Genomic DNA, 18,050 nt, shown 5'->3' on the forward strand with positions numbered 1-18,050 from the left:
ACTGAATGCAGCCATTTACTCAAAGTTTCACGCGATAAGGCCATCACCATGACCACGTCTTCGATAAAGCGTTCTGCGCTGCCCCAGATTGATCCGAATTCTGTCCTGATCTTTGATCTCGACAACACGCTTTATCCATCGACCTGCGATCTGTTTTCACAGGTGTCCGATCTGATCGGGAAATATGTCCGCGACATGCTGAAACTTGAACCCGATGCCGCCCATCGGGTCCAAAAAGACTACTTCCATCGTTATGGCACGACCTTGCGCGGCTTGATGACCGAACATGATATCGACCCGGCCGATTATCTTGCCAAGGTGCATGATATCGATGTTTCGGTGGTCGCACCGGCACCTGACTTGGCACGGGCCCTTGATGACCTGCCCGGACGGAAACTGATTTTCACCAATGCCTCGCGTGGCCATGCGGAACGGGTTATGGATCAGCTTGGCATTGCTGATCGCTTTGAAACCATCTTTGACATTGTCGATGCTGATTATATTCCCAAGCCACAGCAACAACCCTATGACCTGCTGCTGCGCCGTGACGGAATTGATCCAACCCGTGCGGTTTATTTTGAAGACATGGCCAAGAATCTGCTACCGGCCAAGGATATGGGCATGACCACGGTGTGGATTAATACCGATCTTGAATGGGCGCGAAACGGCCGGGATGACCCGCGCATCGATCATGAAACCAATGATATCATTGGTTTTTTACGCAGCCTTGCTGCCGCATCCTGACATCGTGAACTTCCCTGCCCGCAAAATGCTGGCCCCCGCCGATTGGGTAATGCCCCCACATGATTGATTTGTCATGGTTCCACGATTGAGCTTTGCCGCCCGATCCGCTATGTCTAGCCCGCTAAGGGATCAGGAACGGGAACTGCCTGAAATGGGCATTTCTACGCAAACTGGCGGAGTTGACTTCATGGTCTGCATTGACCATTCTCCGCCCGACAGATTTAAGGCTGACCGCAAGGACCTTCGAACATGAACAAAACTGAACTTGAAGGCGTGATTAACGTCGCTTGGGAAAACCGCGACGAAATCAGCGCCGCCACCACACAGGGCGAAATCCGCAAGGCCGTTGACCAGACGCTGAACGCCATGGATCGCGGCGAATTGCGTGTTGCCGAAAAGACTGATGGCAAATGGGTTGTCAATCAGTGGGCCAAAAAGGCGGTTCTGCTGTCTTTCCGCCTCAATGACATGACCACCATTGCAGGTGGTCCGGGCGAAAACACCAACTGGTGGGATAAGGTCCCGTCAAAATTCGAAGGTTGGGGTGAAGCCGAGTTTAAAACCGCCGGTTTCCGTGCCGTTCCAGGCAGCATCGTGCGCCGTTCGGCATATGTCGCACCGGGCACCGTTTTGATGCCAAGCTTTGTGAACCTTGGCGCTTATGTTGATACCGGCGTTATGGTGGATACGTGGGCAACTGTTGGGTCCTGCGCACAGATCGGTAAGAACGTTCACCTTTCAGGTGGCGCTGGCATCGGTGGTGTTCTTGAACCGCTTCAGGCCGGTCCGGTCATCATCGAAGACAATGCCTTTATCGGGGCACGTTCGGAAATCGTCGAAGGCGTTATCGTCGAAGAAGGTGCCGTCATTTCGATGGGTGTCTTCATTGGCGCATCGACCAAGATCATTGACCGCACCACCGGCGAGACCTTTATCGGTCGCGTTCCGGCATATTCGGTTGTCGTTCCGGGCAGCATTCCGGGCAAACCGCTTCCCAATGGGACGCCAGGACCAAGCCTGTATTGCGCTGTCATCATCAAACGTGTTGATGAACGCACCCGTTCGAAAACTTCGATCAACGAATTGCTGCGTGACTGATTTCTGTCACCAAAGTTGATCCTGATTTATAAAGGGCAAAACGGCATGGCTGTTTTGCCCTTTTCCATACATTCTTTGTGCAGAAGGGCACCGTGCCCATCCGCCAACCAAACAAGAGATTGCCGATGTCTGCCGCCCTTGAACTTGCCCAATCCCTGATCCGTTGCCCGTCTGTCACACCAGCAGATGCAGGCGCGCTTGATGTCTTGCAAAAGGCACTGGAAGCCCGTGGATTTGAGTGTAAGCGCAAGGTCTTTGACGGCGATGACAGTGACGCCATCGATAACCTTTATGCCCGCCTTGGGATCAAGGGCCGCAATTTCTGTTTTGCCGGACATACCGATGTTGTCCCGGCCGGTGACAGTGCGGCATGGACTGTTGATCCATTTGGCGGCGAAGTCATTGATGGTCGTCTGTTTGGCCGTGGTGCGGTTGATATGAAAACCGGTATTGCCTGCTTTGTGGGTGGGGTTGATGCGTTTTTGGCAGCACATCCGAATTTCGACGAATCCATTTCGTTCCTGATTACCGGCGATGAAGAAGCCGATGCGATCAATGGCACGGTCAAACTGGTCGAATGGTGCGATCAGGAAGGTGAGAAGTTCGATTGTTGCCTTGTCGGTGAACCCACCAACCCGAAATATCTGGGCGAGATGATGAAAGTCGGCCGTCGCGGATCGATCACTGGCTGGCTAACAGTCTATGGCGCACAAGGCCATGTCGCCTATCCCCATCTGGCGGATAACCCGGTTCCGCGCATGATCAAAACGCTTGATGTGTTAAACGCTTGCGAACTTGACCACGGCACAGACCACTTCCAGCCCAGCAACCTTGAAGTCACCACGATTGATGCCGGCAATACCGCAACCAACGTGGTTCCCGCCAAAGTCAGTGCCGCTTTTAACATCCGCTTTAACGATCAGCACACCGGGGCGGATCTGAAAAAATGGATCGAAGATGTTTGTTCTGATCACGCAGGCGCACATGATCTTAAAGTCAAAATCTCCGGCGAGGCATTCCTGTCCACGCCCGGAAAACTTGCCGGCCTGATTGCCGATGCTTCGGAAAAAGTAACCGGCAAGCGCCCGGAAATGAGCACGACCGGCGGCACATCCGATGCACGCTTTATCCAGAAATATACCGAAGTCGCCGAATTCGGGCTTGTCGGGCAGAGCATGCACAAGGTCGATGAACATGCCATGGTCGATGACATCGAAAACCTTGTCAGCATCTATGCCGAAGTCCTTAGCGGCTTTTTTGACTGATTAACCGGTCTTTTTGATCCCGGGGATGTTGGTATTTCCCGATCCTTTTTCCCATCCGTCGAGAATGCTGTCGCGGGTTGATTTAAGGATACGGTCGGCTGTGTCGTCATCAACTGCACGGCTTAACACCACCGCCCCGACCATCATTGCCAGCATCGCCGTTGAGTCCCGTTCATATTCCGCAGGGACATTGCGGGGTTTTTGGTCGCCATCAACATTGATATGGCGATCAATGCCCGGAATGGCGTCTTCTTTCGCCAGTTTCCATGCCAGCTTTTCAGTAGCCTGATTAATCAGCTTGGAAAAGGCCACCCGTGCCTTATCCCCGGATCGCGCCACTTCCGTCGACAATGTCGGCAAGGCACATCCCATTTCGGGGTTTTCGATATGGATGCGCGATAGATAAAGCTCGGCAAAGGACGTTATCCAGTCATTGCCACCACGCTCGGCCTTACGCAATTCTGCCAGAAGCGGCGATGACAAAAGCGACATGCCATTTTCAACACAGGCAACAAACAAGTCTTCCTTGTTTTTGAAATGGGCATAAAACCCGCCGCGGGTTAATCCGGCTGCGGCCATCACCTGATCAATCGTGATGTTTTCAAACCCCTCCTTCTTGAACAAGGCGGTTGCGGCATTGATGACACGAATGCGGGTTTTGGCTTTATGGTCGGCGCTATAGGGCATTTTCTACTCCGCCAGGCGGTGTTTTGGACTGTCGTTTCGGAAAATATGACACATCTTTATAATATGTTCTTGAACATATTATGATGCACGTAATTCTAGCTGCAGATCGACTACCCAACCTGCACCACACCGGAGCAGGCAAACAGGGATCGGAAGTCATGCAGCAAAGGACCCCGCCATGTCGGATGTCACCATTGTCGGAATGCCGCGCAGCAACCTGACGCGCACCGTTCGAATTGCCTGTATCGAAAAAGAAATCCGCTTTGATTTCAGCAGCCGGAATGTGCAAAACCCCGGGCAAGAACCCACATCAGCGGTCCTGAAACACAACCCGTTCGGCAAGGTGCCGGTCCTAAAGCATGGATCCTTCGTTCTCTATGAAACCGCTGCGATTTGCCGCTACATTGATGACAGTTTCCCCGGTCCCCTTTTGCGCCCGGTCGCGGGAAAAAAGATTGCCCGGATGAACCAATGGATCAGCCTTGCGATGACGCGGCTTGATCAAAACATCATTCGAAAATTCGTCATCCCGATGGTATTTGCCGATTCTCAGCAACGCCATGATCCGGGTTTTTCGATCCATATGAACCAACTGGCCGATGTGATCCGGCATGATTTGTCGGTTCTAAACCCGGCTTATGATGAAGGCTGGCTCTTTGGCGAACGCTTCACCATCCCCGACATGATGATCATGCCAATGTTGCATTACCTAAATGCCATGCCCGGTGGTCCGGAAATGTTGGGCGACGCGCCAAATGTATTGGGTGCCTATCAACGGTTTAAAGCGCGGAGCTCCGCATCCCAAACCGATCCGCTATTGCCCGAACAGGTTCTAAAATCTGCTTGATCGCGTTAACCGCTTCCCTTGTGTTCCCCTTAATCGCACAAGGGTCTTTCGCCACCACAGGTCGGGAATTCGCCCTCCCCCATCCCCAATGTGAACGGCGGGTTTCTTGCCTGTGGTGGCTGCTTTTTTAATTCTGATTACGGCGTCCAAGTGATCGGCACATAGCCGGGAAGGGCCGCAAACCGATCAAGCCACGCACGAATACCGGGATAGGGTTCCAGACTGATTTTTCCCAGCTCTGCCCGATGCGTGTAGGCATAAAGCGAGATGTCAGCGATGGTCAAAGACTCGCCCACCAGCCAGTTATGCCCAGACAGACGTTTTTCCATCAGATCAAGCGCACGCTTGCCGGCTGCTTCTTTCATCGGAACAAAAATATCTGCGTTTTCCGGCAATCCCTTAAAGGCATGCCATGAAATCAGAACCGCGATATTCGGTTCATGGTCATATTGTTCAAAGAACAACCAACCCATCATTTCAGCCCGCTCGAACCGATCAACCGGGATGAAATTTGTATCCTCCGCCAAATAGGTCAAAATGGCGTTGCTTTCGGCCAATACCCGCCCGTCATCAAGCACAAGTGCCGGAATTTTTCCGTTCGGGTTGATCTTTGCAATATATTCCGGGGTGCGGGTTTCGCCCTTCATGATGTCACGTTCGATATATTCAAACGGTTGACCCATCATAGACAGCAGCAAACGGATTTTATATCCGTTCCCGGAAAGCAAATAGTCGTTCAAAATCATCTTCAGTATCCTTGTGGCACATGCATCAAAAGCATTGGCGTTATAAGCATTGGCCGGCCGGGGGTGATATTTGCCGCTGGATGATTTTCAAACAATCGAATAGTTTTGACCCCATTGTTCAATATAATTGATCATAATTTCTGATCAAAGGGGATGCCCATGGATTCCGATCTGTTGCGAAGCTTCGTCGCCTTTGCCGAATGTGGCAGCTTCAACCGTGCTGCTGACCGTATTGGTCGCACACCGTCTGCCTTTTCAATGCAGATGAAACGGCTGGAAGAACTTGTTGATAACAAGCTGTTTGAACGGGACGGTCGTAATGTCCTTTTGACCAATGATGGCATCACCTTTGTCGGCTATGCCCGGCGCATTTTATCGCTTCAGGACGAAGCAATGTACAAATTGCGCACACAGGATGCATCCCGCCCGATCCGCATTGGCTGCCCGGATGACTATGCGCACAAAATCCTGCCCGTTGTTCTGCGCGCCATCCGCAAGGTCATCCCGGATGCCAAGTTTTTCATTTCAATAAACCCGACCATCTTGCTGCAACGTATGCTCGATCAGGGGGAGCTTGATATCTCGCTCGTCAGTCGTTCTGCCATGGGCGAAGAAGGCTATTTTCTTCGCCACGAACCCGGCGTTTGGGTCACATCCCCCATCCACAAGCAACATAAACTTGATCCATTGCCTTTGGTTCTACCTGCCGAAGATTGCAAATTTCATGCATGGGCAATTGATGCTATTTCAAAGTCCGATCGCCCCTTCACCCTGTTTGCAACAACCCGGCAGGCCGCATCACTTTTACATCTGGTGCGCGATGGTCTGGGCGTTGCGGCCTTGGCGGCGGCCAGTGTCACAGATGAATTTCAAATTCTAGACAGCCATGATGGCTTCCCGCCTTTGCCCGCCGTCGGCGTTGCCTTGATGCTGACGGAAAACAGCCATCCGCTGGTTTCCCGCCAATTGGCAAGCCAAATTCAGGAATATGTCAGTCAAAATCTCGATGATGCCTTGACCCGACAGGTCGCAAGCTGATTGGATGCGCACCCCGTAATCATGGTTGTCCTATCAACCTTCGCAAACAAAGATCGACCTTATGACCACCAAGTCCCGCCTGAACATTTGCATTACCTGCACCGCGTCCACCGCCGACGGCCAAACCGATCCCCGCCACGGAAAACAGCTTTTTGATCGTATGCAGGAAATCTGTGCTGAGCGTGATCTGCCTTTTGATCTGCATCCCGCCGAATGTCTGACCAATTGCAAATCGGGCTGTTCGGTTGCGCTGAGCGGTGCCGGAAAATGGGGATATGTTTACGGCAATGTCGATCCGCAAAGCATGATCGATGATCTTTGCGATCTTGCGATCCGCTATGCCGATAGCGAACAGGGCATCGTTGCATGGCGTGAACGCCCGGAAACCTTACGCCGCAACGTCATTGCCCGCATACCGCCACTGGATTAAGAACGGCTACGGCCCAAGATTGGATCATTCAGTGGGAAGGTTCGTTAACCCGACACATCGCCATGCAACTGGCGCCAATATCGTTCGATCTTCGCATCCTTTTTCAGCTTTGCGACAAATTCATTGAACTCGGAAAGCGAAATGGGGGCATCATCAGAAATGATCGATACAAGGTCATAGGTCGAATCCGCCGGACCAAGAATCAGCTGCTCACGTAAATCCGGGTTTCGTTCAAATTCGCGGGCGAGAAACCCCGCAGATATCACACCCAGATCCCCTTGCCCGGCCAGCAAGTCATTGAGGACTTCTTTTTCGTTATAGCGCAGCAAAACATCAAAGTTTTCATTTAGATATTGCGGGTCGGAATTAAAATCCCCGAATGCATAATGGAAACCAAGAACAGCCAGCAGCGAATGATCCGTCACATTGGCAAACATCGAGGCAACATTGCTTTGCCCTTTGCGGGCAACATACAAATCACGTTCGCTTACAATCGGATCAGAGAATTTCACATTATAGTCCGGCCATTCCCAGGTCGGACTTTCCAGCAAAACGATGTCCACTTCACCCGACGTCAGGTCGAGATAGCGACGGCGTGAAGATGTTTCATGAAATTCAAAAACATACTTGTCCTGCATCTCGTTAAGTACAGACACAAGATACGGTGCCATGCCGGCCCGCGCATCTTCATCGTAGAAAAACACCACCCCGAATTCATAGGATGCGACCTTGATACGGGTCCGTTCTTCTGCCTGCGCACCGGCCCCCAAAAAACACACCGAAACCGCCAGTGTTGCCAGTATCGTCACAAAACAGCGATATCGTCGCGCAAACGTTTTGGGCATCGGCAAAACTCTCCTTCCAGACCACTCCCCCCAACAGATCGAACATCAAAAGATATTCCTTACCTAATCAGCAGGAAGCGCATCACATGCACCTTCTTTCTATATGCGACCCGCGCACCAATTTTCCAGAAGGAAGCGTGCAATTGAGATCGGACGCGGCAGGTTTATACCCTTTTCAGGCAGGCCCGCAACCTCATCACGATGTACCCACATGGCATATTCAATTTCTTCATTATCAGGGGAAAGCTCGGTCGTTTCGGCCTCTGCAATGAACCCCAACATAAGTGACCCCGGAAACGGCCAAGGTTGTGACGCGACATATTGCGCCCGTTTGATTTTAACCCCGACTTCCTCATAAACCTCTCGCGCGACGGCCTGCTCCAACGTTTCTCCGGGTTCAACAAAACCGGCAAGAACCGACACCGTTCCGGGCAAGAATTGCGGTGATCTGGCCAGCAACACATGGTCCTGATGATGGATCAACATAATCACAGCCGGATCCGTGCGCGGGAAATGGGACTTGCCACAATCGGGGTTGGTGCAGTGCAATCGATACCCGGCTTCGACAATTTTGTTGGCATGCCCGCACGCCCCGCAAAATTGATGCCCGCGATGCCAGTTAAATATCGCACGTGCCTGTGCCGCCAAGGCTGCTTCATCACTTGAAAGGGCGGCCATGCGAGTGCGCATATCGCCAAACCCACCACCCAGCCGCCGGACCGCATCATCCCGATCTGAAACAACCGGTGCAATATCAACTGCAATCACCGGTCCATTTGCATCACGGCCAAGATAAATCCAGTGCCCGCCATTTAAATCAACGTCCAGATGGGGCACAGCCGGTGCGCCCATCACCACCAATTCATGGGCATCGATATCTTCGGGCCATGCAAAAAGCGGATCGCCTGCATGACAAATCAGGATGCGCAACGACTCCTCAGCCAACAGAATCTGTTGCCAATTCTCAGTCTTGCGCAGCAAAGCATCGCGATCAAGGTCGATGGCCTCAAAGAACTGCCTGTTCATGGTGGTGGGCTTCCTTAAATTCATTCCAGGTTTCGGGCGGTATCAACTCACTGAGACGCCGGGGTTTTCTGTGGTGGCGGGCCAAGACATTAACGCGCATGAAGCGATGCCAAAAGCCACGATTGCGCGATGATTGAAAAATTCCCAGCCAAGGCTTGCGTTTTATCGCACCTTGCGCGATATAGGGGGCGAGAGGCTGGCCGTGGACGGACCGCTCGCCAACCCGGTCAGGACCGGAAGGTAGCAGCCGTAACGAGTTTTTCCGGGTCACGGTTCAGTCTCTCACCCTTTTACATTCCCCCTTGAAATTGCCGTTTTCCACCATGCAATCGACATCGTCGGGCATGATATGGTTTTGTGTGGGAAATTTCCCACTTGGCCTTTCCCATGCGGGCGCGAAGCTGTTAAAACCTAACCAGATTATAACATGTCGGACCGGATGAATGACGGATCAGATCGAGACCGCCAGCCAAGATACGCCCGAAGGTGACGCATCAGGTGCGCCTGCGCCCGAAACAGCCGTCGCTGCAGCAACACCGAAAAGCGAATATCAGGTACTTGCGCGGAAATACCGCCCGAAAACCTTTGATGAACTGATCGGTCATGGCCCGATGGTCAAAACGCTGTCAAACGCGCTTGAAAGCGGTCGTTTGGCCCATGCGTTTGTTCTGACCGGGGTGCGCGGGATTGGTAAAACCACCACGGCCCGTATCATTGCCCGTGCGCTGAACTGTATTGGGGCCGACGGCAAAGGTGGCGCGACCATCGATCCGTGTGGTGTTTGCGAACATTGCCGGGCAATCGCCGAAGACCGCCATGTTGATGTTCTTGAAATGGATGCCGCGTCGCGCACCGGTGTGGATGACATTCGCGAACTGATCGAAGGGGTGCGCTATCGCCCGACATCAGCGCGTTACAAGATCTACATCATCGATGAAGTGCACATGCTGTCGAAAAGCGCGTTTAACGCGCTTCTCAAAACGCTCGAAGAACCGCCAGAGCATGTGAAATTCATCTTTGCCACCACCGAAATTCGCAAAATCCCAATCACGGTTCTGTCACGCTGTCAGCGATTTGACCTGCGCCGTGTCCAGACCGAAGAACTCAATGCCCATTACACCCGCATTGCCGGGCTGGAAAAGGCCGAGATCGAAGAAGAAGCCGTCACCCTGATTTCCCGTGCCGCCGATGGTTCGGTGCGCGATGGCATGAGTTTGCTTGATCAGGCGATTTCGCATGGTGCGGGCAAAGTCACCACCCAACAGGTCCGTGACATGCTCGGCCTGTCGGATCGATCACGCATTTTCGATCTGTTTGATTTCACCATGAAAGGCGAAATCAACGAGGCACTTGAACTTCTAAGCGCCCAATATGCACTTGGCGGCGATCCGGCCGTAATGCTGCAAGACATGCTTGATCTGACCCACTGGCTGACCCGTGTGAAACTCTCACCCGATGCCGCCAACGATCCCAGCGTGTCGCAAATCGAACGCGAACGCGGCAAGGAAATTGCTGCCAAACTCGCCATGCCGCAGCTTACCCGGTCGTGGCAGATGTTGCTTAAGGGATTGGAAGAAACCCGGATTGCGCCATCCCCGATTCAGGCAGCTGAAATGATTTTGATCCGTCTGGCATATGCAGCAGAAATGCCGCCCCCAGGCGATCTGATCAAAAAGCTACGTCAGCACATGGCCAACGCCAGCAGTGGAAATGGCGGAAATGCCCCGCAAGGTGGTGGCAATGGGGGCGGAAACGGACCCGGCCCACGCATGCAGGTTGTCAGTGGCGGTGGTGGCGGTGCATCCGCCGTAGCACAACGGCGGCCCGACCCGCTTGGCGAACCGGAACAGGTTGAACAGACGGTCTATGCCAAAATGCCGGAAAGCTTTGCCGAAATGGCCGAGCTTCTAAGCAAGGACCGCGAAACCACCGGCATTGCGATGCAGGTTAAAAACTATATGCACCTTGTGAAATACGAACCGGGCCGGATCGAATTCCGTCCGGCACGCGGTGCACGTTCGGATCTTTCCACCCAACTGATCAAAGCAATGAACGGCCTTACCGGACATCGCTGGCTGGTCAGTGTTTCCGAACGCGAAGAAGGGGCGCCGACCCTTAAAGAACAGGAACTTGAAGCCCTTGAACAGCGCAAGGCAGATGCCTCGCTAGACCCGCTGGTCAAGGCCATTCTTGATGGATTACCCAAAGCCAAAATCGTTGCCGTCCATCTGCCACCCGGTCAGGAACTTACTGAGGGCGAAGAAGACGAAAGCGGTTCAGTATATGACGACGCATTTTATCTCGAAGGAGACGACGAGCTATGAAGAATCTCGCAGGGATGCTGAAACAGGCCCAGCAAATGCAAACCAAAATGCAGGAAATGCAAGAAGGTCTGCTTGAACTTGAAATCGAAGGCCAGTCCGGTGCGGGCATGGTCAAAGTTTTGCTGAACGGCAAAGGCGAAATGCGCGGCCTTTCGCTGGATAAAGGCATCGTTGACCCCAACGATACCGAGGTTCTCGAAGACCTGATCGTGGCGGCTTATAACGACGCCAAGGTCAAGGTAGAGGCCGCTGTTCAGGACAAAATGAAAGACGTCACCGGCGGTATGAACCTGCCGGAAGGCTTCAAGCTTCCATTCTGATCTGGCCACACGCCGTTAAAAATTTTGCACTTGTCCAAAGTGCCGAACAAAGGGTGGCATTGCGCCGCCCTTTGTTTTTGATACAAGCTAACAAGACGCCATCATCAGGGACGGGATTATAATGACCGGACGGGAAATCGAAAATCTGATCAAGCTTCTGTCGCGCCTTCCGGGTCTTGGCCCGCGTTCGGCACGCCGCGCGGTTTTACAGATGCTCAAAAAACCCGAAACCCTGATGATCCCGTTGGCAAATTCCCTGCACGAAACCGCCGAAGCCATGACCACATGCGCCAATTGCGGCAATATTGATGTGACCGACCCTTGCCATATCTGTGCCGATCAGAACCGCGGGATCGATATCATCTGCGTCGTCGAAGAAGTTCAGGACCTTTGGGCACTCGAACGCGGTGCATCTTACAAGGGCCAGTATCATGTTCTGGGCGGCACCCTGTCCCCGCTTGATGGTGTCGGCCCGGATGATCTGAAAATTGATCAATTGATCAATCGCGCCCGCGATAAAACCGTGATTGAAGTCATCCTTGCCACCAATGCCACGGTCGATGGCCAAACCACAGCCCACTACATCACCGAACGGTTGATCGAAACCGGGGTAAAGGTCACCCGACTTGCTCACGGTGTCCCGGTCGGGGGCGAACTGGATTACCTTGATGATGGAACTCTGGCCGCAGCCCTGCGATCACGTAGCTCGGTCTAAATCCAGACGTTTGGCATGACTTCGATCCAATTGAAAAAGGGCAGCTTGTGCTGCCCTTCTTGGTTTTTGGAATTTCATTTGTCGCTATTATTCAAACCATTTTCTGCACAATTTACATCGAAAAATGGAAATAGGATTGAATAATTTCAGCCTGATTTCAGCTGCTTTTGATTTTCTCGGATGCCAAACGCGTTGCCAGTTCATAGCCATAGGCACCCGCCCCGGCCATCACCGCATCCGCGACAGGACTGATCCAGCTTTTATGGCGGAATTCTTCTCGGGCATGCGGATTGGAAATATGCAACTCGATGATATAGCCATCAAACGTCTTAAGCGCGTCATGGATCGCAGCTGATGTATGGGTATAAGCACCGGCATTGATAATGATCGCCGCAGACTTTTCGCGGGCTTCATGGATCAGATCAATGATCGCACCTTCATGGTTGGACTGACCGAACCGAACGGTAACATTCAAATCCTTGGCCAGTTCGGCACACTTTGCTTCGATGGTTTGCAGCGTGTCATAGCCATAAATTTCCGGCTGACGCTGTCCAAGCAGGTTCAGGTTCGGACCATTGATGACAAGAATTTCCGGCGCACTCATTTCTTTTTTCCCCTGAAGCCCAGTATTTAGAAGGTCTGGTTACATCGTCTGGTTTATGTCGTCAGTCTATTTCGCGGCATCACCGCGGCGGTTCATCCGCGTTTGCGATGCCAGTCGGATCGGTGCATTCGCCGCCCCGAACCCACGATACGCCCGACGCTCCACCAGTTCAAAGAAGAAACGGTTGGCAAAGGTGCGCGTATAGGCCTGATAATATTCACCTTCATCGTCGCGATCATAAAGAATATTACGTGCACGCAAACGATCAAGCAGTTCCGGCGCCAAATCGAAACGGGCTTCGATATCGTCATAATAGTTTTCCGGGATCGGCAGGATCTCGACCCCGTTTTCGGCACAATAATCAAGGGACGCAAAGATATCATCGCTTGAAAATGCCAGATGCTGAACCCCACTGCCGAAAAACTCGTTCAAGAACTGGGAATGCTGGGTATGCGGGCTTTGTGAACCATTCAGGATCAAACGCACCGCACCACTTTGCACCACTTGACTTTGCACAAGCCCGCCCGGATCGGGAATATCAAGGGTCGGCATCTTGGTCAGATCAAAGATCGACGTGAAATACAAAAGCCAGGTCAGCATTTCCTCATACTGCATCGAATAGGAAACGTGATCGACCGACCGAAGCTTGGCCTTGGCTGCCCCCGCATCAGCATTCTTGGTCAGATCAAATTCAACATCCCAAATGCGCGACAACTCGCTGTGATCGTCCAGGAAATAAACCAGACTGCCACCAACGCCACGAATGGCCGGCATTTCAATTTCGCCTTCGCCAACCGCCTGGCTAAACGGTGCAGCCAATAATGATTGCGCACGATCAAGGGTTGCCTTGGCATTTTCGACCTTCAGCCCCACCGCACAAACCGACGGCCCATGGACGATGTTATAGGAATGGGCAAAACCATCCTTGTCGCAGTTGATCACAAGGTTAATGTCACCCTGCTTCCACCATGTCACGGCCTTGGATTTGTGACTGCCGCGCTTTTCAAACCCCAAACCGGCAAACAGTTTACCCAGCTTTTCAGCTGTTTCTTCTTCAACCGCAAACTCGACAAAGCCGACATCCTGCGCATGCGCCTTGGGCGGAAGAACGGTTGCCTTTTCGCCAACTTTGACACCGTCGATGCCATCGCCGAGATAAATCAACGACCGTAAACCATCCTTGGCAACGTTCTTGGTGGAGCTGGACCGGAATTGATCGTTGAAAATTTCAAGTGACAGCGGTCCGTCATATCCGGTCATCGCAAGATTGCGCATGAAGTCATCAAGCGGGAAATCACCCTGCCCCGGGAAACATCGGAAATGGCGGCTCCAGGAAAGCGCATCCATTTCTAACGTCGGTGCATCGGCAACCTGAACCAGAAAAATCTTGTCGCCCGGAATCGATGAAATCGCATCAAGCGGCACCTTGCGCGCAATGATGTGGAAAGTATCAAGAACCAAACCAACATTCGGATGATTGGCCCGGCGCACAACTTCCCAGCTATCGCGATAGTCGCTGATATGCTTGCCCCAGGACAGGGCCTCGAACGCAATCCGCAATCCGCGTTTTGCCGCGCGATCACCAAGTTCCGCCAAATCCTTGGCCGCTCGATCAAGCCCGCCCAACGAGTGTGGGGAAACGTTCGAACAAACCATCAAAAGGTCGGTTCCAAGCTGTTCCATCAGATCGAATTTTCGCTCTGCCCGTTCAAACGCGCGGGTACGCTGCGGTTCTGGCATGCCTTCGAAATCGCGGAATGGCTGAAACGTCACAAGTTTCAAGCCAAGATCGCGGATCGTCTTGCCGACATCAGCGGGTGATCCGTCAAAGGACAAAAGATCGTTTTCAAAAATCTCGACACCGTCAAAGCCAGCAGCGGCGATGGCGTCGAGTTTTTCCTGAAGGTCGCCAGACAGTGAAACTGTGGCAATCGAGGTCAGCATTTTATCCCTCCGGGGCGTTCAAAATAGATCACCGGCACTTCAGGGAAAAGATGCTGCGACGTGCCAAATGCCAGAAGCATTGGACAAAGCGATATTCGCCCGCGTCAGAAGCTCAATCCTGTGAACGATGCCGATATGTTTCGATATGGTCCGTCAATCTTGCAATCGCATTGTCAACATCGCGGGCAAGCGCAAGCTCACAAAGCTCACGATGCTCATCGATGATTTCCTGACCACGGAATCCATGGGTTTTCAATTCGATCACGACATAGCGTCGGAACTGATCAAAAATCTCGCGGTGAAGGCGGAGATGAAGGTCCGAACCGCATGCCGAAATCAGCGCTTGATGGAATTCACGGTCATACTGGCTCCAACGCGCGGTCAATTCGCGGCTGTTTTCGGCAATCATTTTCTTTTCGGTCGCCGCCAGTTTGTGGTGGGCGCCTGCAACGCGGGCTTCCCATTCCACATCACCATGCCTGATTGATGCGCTTAACCCATCGCGTTCCAGCAAAAGCCGCATCGACGTCAATTCCATGAAATTGGACGACGATGTTTCGACGACACGAAAACCTTTCTGCCCTTCGACAAAAACAAATCCGGATGCGACAAGGCGGTTTAACACTTCGCGCAGCGTATTGACGCCAACGCTATAACGTTCGCGCAGCACTTCAAGCTTAAGCTTGGAGCCCGGCTGCAATTCGCCATACAAAACATCATCGCGAATTTCGTTATAGACTGTCTCGGCGACTGTACTGCTGCTACTCATGACGTTCCCCTAGCCTGTCAATGCCTCGGGATAGGCATTGAAATATTCTTTTCTTGCAGCATCGGCATCAATCTCTGCCGCACTGAAAACCTCGAATGCTTCAATACCCTGAAAGAAGAAGAGTTCAAAGCCAGTCATGACTTCAATCCCTGATTTCGCAGCAGATCTCAGGAATGCGGTTTCAACCGGGGTGTAAACGGCATCAAAGGCCCACCTTTGCCCGCCAAGAAGGCTGTCATCAAACGGGCTGCCCGGATACTGGTTCATGCCGACCGGTGTGCAATTGATCAAACCATCTGCAGTGCGCACCGCATCGGAAAGATCATCTTCACCAACAAATGCCGCATTGGCATCCGCCGCAACAAGGGTCGCAACCAGCTCTTCGCCACGCGCAATATCCTTGTCATGAATCAGGATCTTGTCCGCACCAAGCCCACGCAGGCCAAAGGCCGTTGCAAGACCAACACCACCAGCCCCCAGTTGTAAAACAGTCCCGGGCTTGGCATCGCCAAATTGCTGGCCGTAGCCCCGCATAAACCCGACAAAATCAGTGTTATCACCCCGCCAACCATCTTCACGGAAAACCACCGTATTCACCGAACCAAGCGCACTTGGCAGGCGTTTACGCGGCGTGATCAGTTTGCGGGCACTGGTTTTATAAGGATGGGTAACATTGACCCCGGCATAGCCGGTTTCCGAACATGTCGTTAGCTGTCTGATCAGATCAAAATCAGCGATCTGTTCACTGTCGAGATAATCGTATGTCACATCCATTCCGCACATACGGCCCAGCAACACGTGCAGTCGTGCTGACTGGCTGCGTGAAATGCCTTTACCGATAAGACCAAGTTTCAACATGGAATGGTATCCTAAAATCCAAACAGGTTAGGCAAGAAGGTGACGATGCTCGGAACAAACGTAATGATCAAAAGCACCAGCAGTTCGACAAAGAAGAACGGCATAATTGCCCGGATCATGCGCGCCATCCCGACACCGGCAACCGCATCCGCAACAAACAGGCACAAGCCCATTGGCGGCGTAATCAACCCGATCATCAGGTTAAAGATAACAATGATGCCAAAATGCGTCGGGTCGATCCCGAGGCTGATTGCAATCGGGTGCAGGATTGGAACCAGAACCAGCATCGCTGCGATGCCTTCAAGCACAAGACCAACCGCCAGAAGCATCACATTGATCAAAAGCAGGAAGGTGACCGGGCTGTCGACATAGCCCAGAACAAATTGGCTGACCGCCTGTGGAATTCCGGCAAAAGTCATGAACCAGTTGGCCGCTGCAACCGTTGCCATAATGATCAGGATACTTGAAGAATCACGCATCGCACCGGAAAAAATACCCGGAAGGTCGCCCGGTTTTAATTCGCGAAAGACAAACAGACCAACAACCAGCGCATAAAATACCGCAAAGCTTGCGGCCTCTGTTGGTGTCACGATCCCCGCTAGGATCGATCCAATGACAAAGACCGGCATAAATAGCGGGATCAACCCATTCCAGACCGCTTTAAGCTTTTCCGCCATATTCATGCGTTCACGCGGTTTTGCGTAGTTCTTCACAAAGAACCGCACATAAACCGACAAGGCAATCGCCAACAAAACCCCCGGCACTATCCCGGCAAGGAACAGGGCAGGCACCGATACGTTGGTGGTGATCAGCGCATAGATGATAACTGGAATGCTGGGCGGAATGATCGGACCAATAACCGACGATGCCGCAGTCAAGGCAGCGGCAAAATCACGCGGATAGCCTTCTTTTTCCATCGATGGAATAAAGATACGACCAATGGCCGATGTATCGGCAACAGCCGATCCTGACAGACCGGCAAAGATCACGGATGACCAGATATTGACCTGTGCCAGACCGGCCTTTGCATGCCCGACAAGCGCATTGGCCAGATTGATGACGCGCGATGTAATGCCGCTGGCATTCATCAATTCACCTGCCAGAACAAACAGCGGGATCGCCAAAATGGTAAAGCTGTCCATCCCGGCAAAAATACGTTGCGGCAAAAGATCAATGCCAAACGTCCCGGTCGAGATATAGGCAACAATGCCAAGTGCAATCGCAAAGGCAACCGGTGCGCCAATGGCAAGCAGCACAACAAGGGTCACGCCGGTAATCATGCTTCACCCTCGCTCGGATCGGTTTTGAAATAGGAAACAAGCCGCAGGATCGCCGCAATCACAAGGCACACCCCGCCAATTGTAATGGCGATCTGGGCCCAATACATCTGAATGCCGATGCCCGATGCAACAATGCCGCCGCGCTTTGCCGCAAAAATCCAACCCGCATAGGCAAGAACACCGCCAAGGATCAGTGTCGCAGCATCAACCAGCACGGCAAGCTTGCGGCGCATGGCTGCCGGAACAGTATCAATCACGATGCTAAACGTAATCTGGGTACCCTGCAGGTAGGCATATGCCACACCAAACATGCAGCCATAGATCATCGCGTATTTTGCGACTTCTTCGCTCCATTGCAGCGGGGCAGAAAAGAGATAGCGGCTGACACTGCCAGCAAAAACAACACCAAAGACAACGAGGATACTGAGCCCCGAAAGTCCGGCGAGCAAACGCTTAAAAGCATTCTCGGCGCGTTGCATGGGTTCCCCCGGATCGCGGAAAATTCAAGTG

At 52.6% G+C, this 18,050-nt stretch carries 19 protein-coding genes and 1 other RNA gene; 10 read left to right on the plus strand and 10 right to left on the minus strand.

Features of this window, described 5'->3' with window-relative positions; translation table 11 throughout:
• The first annotated feature begins 48 nt into the window (after positions 1 to 48).
• From RIC05_RS03695 to dapE, 3 genes are all read left to right on the plus strand, one after another.
• Positions 49 to 744 (plus strand): pyrimidine 5'-nucleotidase, encoded by a 696-nt coding sequence (locus RIC05_RS03695; protein ID WP_350045298.1) that lies wholly within the window; start codon positions 49 to 51, stop codon positions 742 to 744.
• Positions 745 to 993: 249 nt separating this feature from the next.
• Positions 994 to 1,842 (plus strand): 2,3,4,5-tetrahydropyridine-2,6-dicarboxylate N-succinyltransferase, encoded by an 849-nt coding sequence (dapD, locus tag RIC05_RS03700; protein WP_350044284.1) that lies wholly within the window; start codon positions 994 to 996, stop codon positions 1,840 to 1,842.
• Positions 1,843 to 1,967: 125 nt separating this feature from the next.
• Complete coding sequence (dapE, locus tag RIC05_RS03705; RefSeq protein WP_350045297.1) at positions 1,968 to 3,107, plus strand: succinyl-diaminopimelate desuccinylase; 1,140 nt, start codon at positions 1,968 to 1,970, stop codon at positions 3,105 to 3,107.
• On the opposite strand, the gene RIC05_RS03710 is transcribed toward dapE, so the two are convergent.
• Positions 3,108 to 3,794: a TetR/AcrR family transcriptional regulator gene (locus RIC05_RS03710; RefSeq protein WP_350045296.1), complete on the minus strand. Its 687-nt coding sequence runs from the start codon at positions 3,792 to 3,794 to the stop codon at positions 3,108 to 3,110.
• A gap of 178 nt (positions 3,795 to 3,972) precedes the next feature.
• Between RIC05_RS03710 and RIC05_RS03715 the strand changes: the two genes are divergently transcribed.
• Positions 3,973 to 4,641 carry a glutathione S-transferase family protein gene (locus RIC05_RS03715; RefSeq protein ID WP_350045295.1) on the plus strand — a complete coding sequence of 223 codons (669 nt, stop codon included), beginning with the start codon at positions 3,973 to 3,975 and terminating at the stop codon, positions 4,639 to 4,641.
• 137 nt (positions 4,642 to 4,778) lie between these two features.
• Here the strand turns inward: RIC05_RS03715 and RIC05_RS03720 are convergent, their stop codons facing one another.
• The gene (locus RIC05_RS03720) at positions 4,779 to 5,387 is read right to left on the minus strand and encodes a glutathione S-transferase family protein (protein WP_350044280.1); all 609 of its coding nucleotides are present in this window, start codon (positions 5,385 to 5,387) and stop codon (positions 4,779 to 4,781) included.
• A 159-nt stretch (positions 5,388 to 5,546) separates the two neighbouring features.
• Here RIC05_RS03720 and RIC05_RS03725 point away from each other — a divergent pair, with 159 nt between their 5' ends.
• Positions 5,547 to 6,425: a LysR family transcriptional regulator gene (locus RIC05_RS03725; RefSeq protein ID WP_350045294.1), complete on the plus strand. Its 879-nt coding sequence runs from the start codon at positions 5,547 to 5,549 to the stop codon at positions 6,423 to 6,425.
• A 61-nt stretch (positions 6,426 to 6,486) separates the two neighbouring features.
• Positions 6,487 to 6,855, plus strand: coding sequence for a DUF1636 family protein (locus RIC05_RS03730; protein ID WP_350045293.1), 369 nt, complete (start codon positions 6,487 to 6,489; stop codon positions 6,853 to 6,855).
• A gap of 44 nt (positions 6,856 to 6,899) precedes the next feature.
• Here RIC05_RS03730 and RIC05_RS03735 read toward each other — a convergent pair whose 3' ends face one another.
• Positions 6,900 to 7,700, minus strand: a complete 801-nt coding sequence (locus RIC05_RS03735; RefSeq protein ID WP_350045292.1) for a substrate-binding periplasmic protein — start codon at positions 7,698 to 7,700, stop codon at positions 6,900 to 6,902.
• A gap of 99 nt (positions 7,701 to 7,799) precedes the next feature.
• On the minus strand, positions 7,800 to 8,726 hold the full coding sequence (gene nudC, locus RIC05_RS03740; RefSeq protein WP_350044276.1) for an NAD(+) diphosphatase: 927 nt from the start codon (positions 8,724 to 8,726) through the stop codon (positions 7,800 to 7,802).
• Between the two features lie 191 nt (positions 8,727 to 8,917).
• Here nudC and ffs point away from each other — a divergent pair.
• The 4 genes from ffs to recR all read left to right on the plus strand — a co-directional run bounded on the left by ffs (position 8,918) and on the right by recR (position 12,085).
• An RNA gene (gene ffs, locus RIC05_RS03745) (signal recognition particle sRNA small type) lies at positions 8,918 to 9,012 on the plus strand.
• A gap of 157 nt (positions 9,013 to 9,169) precedes the next feature.
• The gene (locus tag RIC05_RS03750; protein WP_350045291.1) at positions 9,170 to 11,050 is read left to right on the plus strand and encodes a DNA polymerase III subunit gamma/tau; all 1,881 of its coding nucleotides are present in this window, start codon (positions 9,170 to 9,172) and stop codon (positions 11,048 to 11,050) included.
• A complete protein-coding gene (locus RIC05_RS03755; protein ID WP_350044274.1) occupies positions 11,047 to 11,370 on the plus strand; it encodes a YbaB/EbfC family nucleoid-associated protein in 324 nt (107 codons plus the stop codon). Before RIC05_RS03750 ends, RIC05_RS03755 begins: the two co-directional genes overlap by 4 nt.
• A 121-nt stretch (positions 11,371 to 11,491) precedes the next feature.
• Entirely contained in the window at positions 11,492 to 12,085 is a 594-nt protein-coding gene (gene recR / locus RIC05_RS03760; RefSeq protein WP_350045290.1) for a recombination mediator RecR, read from the plus strand.
• 157 nt (positions 12,086 to 12,242) lie between these two features.
• Here recR and aroQ read toward each other — a convergent pair whose 3' ends face one another.
• From aroQ to RIC05_RS03790, 6 genes are all read right to left on the minus strand, one after another.
• The gene (gene aroQ, locus RIC05_RS03765) at positions 12,243 to 12,689 is read right to left on the minus strand and encodes a type II 3-dehydroquinate dehydratase (RefSeq protein ID WP_350045289.1); all 447 of its coding nucleotides are present in this window, start codon (positions 12,687 to 12,689) and stop codon (positions 12,243 to 12,245) included.
• A gap of 66 nt (positions 12,690 to 12,755) precedes the next feature.
• Positions 12,756 to 14,633, minus strand: a complete 1,878-nt coding sequence (locus RIC05_RS03770) for a bifunctional sugar phosphate isomerase/epimerase/4-hydroxyphenylpyruvate dioxygenase family protein (RefSeq protein ID WP_350045288.1) — start codon at positions 14,631 to 14,633, stop codon at positions 12,756 to 12,758.
• Between the two features lie 112 nt (positions 14,634 to 14,745).
• Positions 14,746 to 15,402, minus strand: coding sequence for a GntR family transcriptional regulator (locus tag RIC05_RS03775; RefSeq protein WP_350044270.1), 657 nt, complete (start codon positions 15,400 to 15,402; stop codon positions 14,746 to 14,748).
• A gap of 9 nt (positions 15,403 to 15,411) precedes the next feature.
• Complete coding sequence (locus tag RIC05_RS03780) at positions 15,412 to 16,260, minus strand: shikimate dehydrogenase family protein (protein WP_350045287.1); 849 nt, start codon at positions 16,258 to 16,260, stop codon at positions 15,412 to 15,414.
• 11 nt (positions 16,261 to 16,271) lie between these two features.
• Positions 16,272 to 17,540 (minus strand): TRAP transporter large permease, encoded by a 1,269-nt coding sequence (locus tag RIC05_RS03785; protein ID WP_350044268.1) that lies wholly within the window; start codon positions 17,538 to 17,540, stop codon positions 16,272 to 16,274.
• Positions 17,537 to 18,019: a TRAP transporter small permease gene (locus RIC05_RS03790; protein ID WP_350044267.1), complete on the minus strand. Its 483-nt coding sequence runs from the start codon at positions 18,017 to 18,019 to the stop codon at positions 17,537 to 17,539. The genes RIC05_RS03785 and RIC05_RS03790 overlap by 4 nt, the downstream gene beginning before the upstream one ends.
• Positions 18,020 to 18,050 lie beyond the last annotated feature (31 nt).

This window comes from Thalassospira sp., from assembly GCF_040218635.1.
In the GTDB taxonomy this organism is placed as follows: domain Bacteria; phylum Pseudomonadota; class Alphaproteobacteria; order Rhodospirillales; family Thalassospiraceae; genus Thalassospira.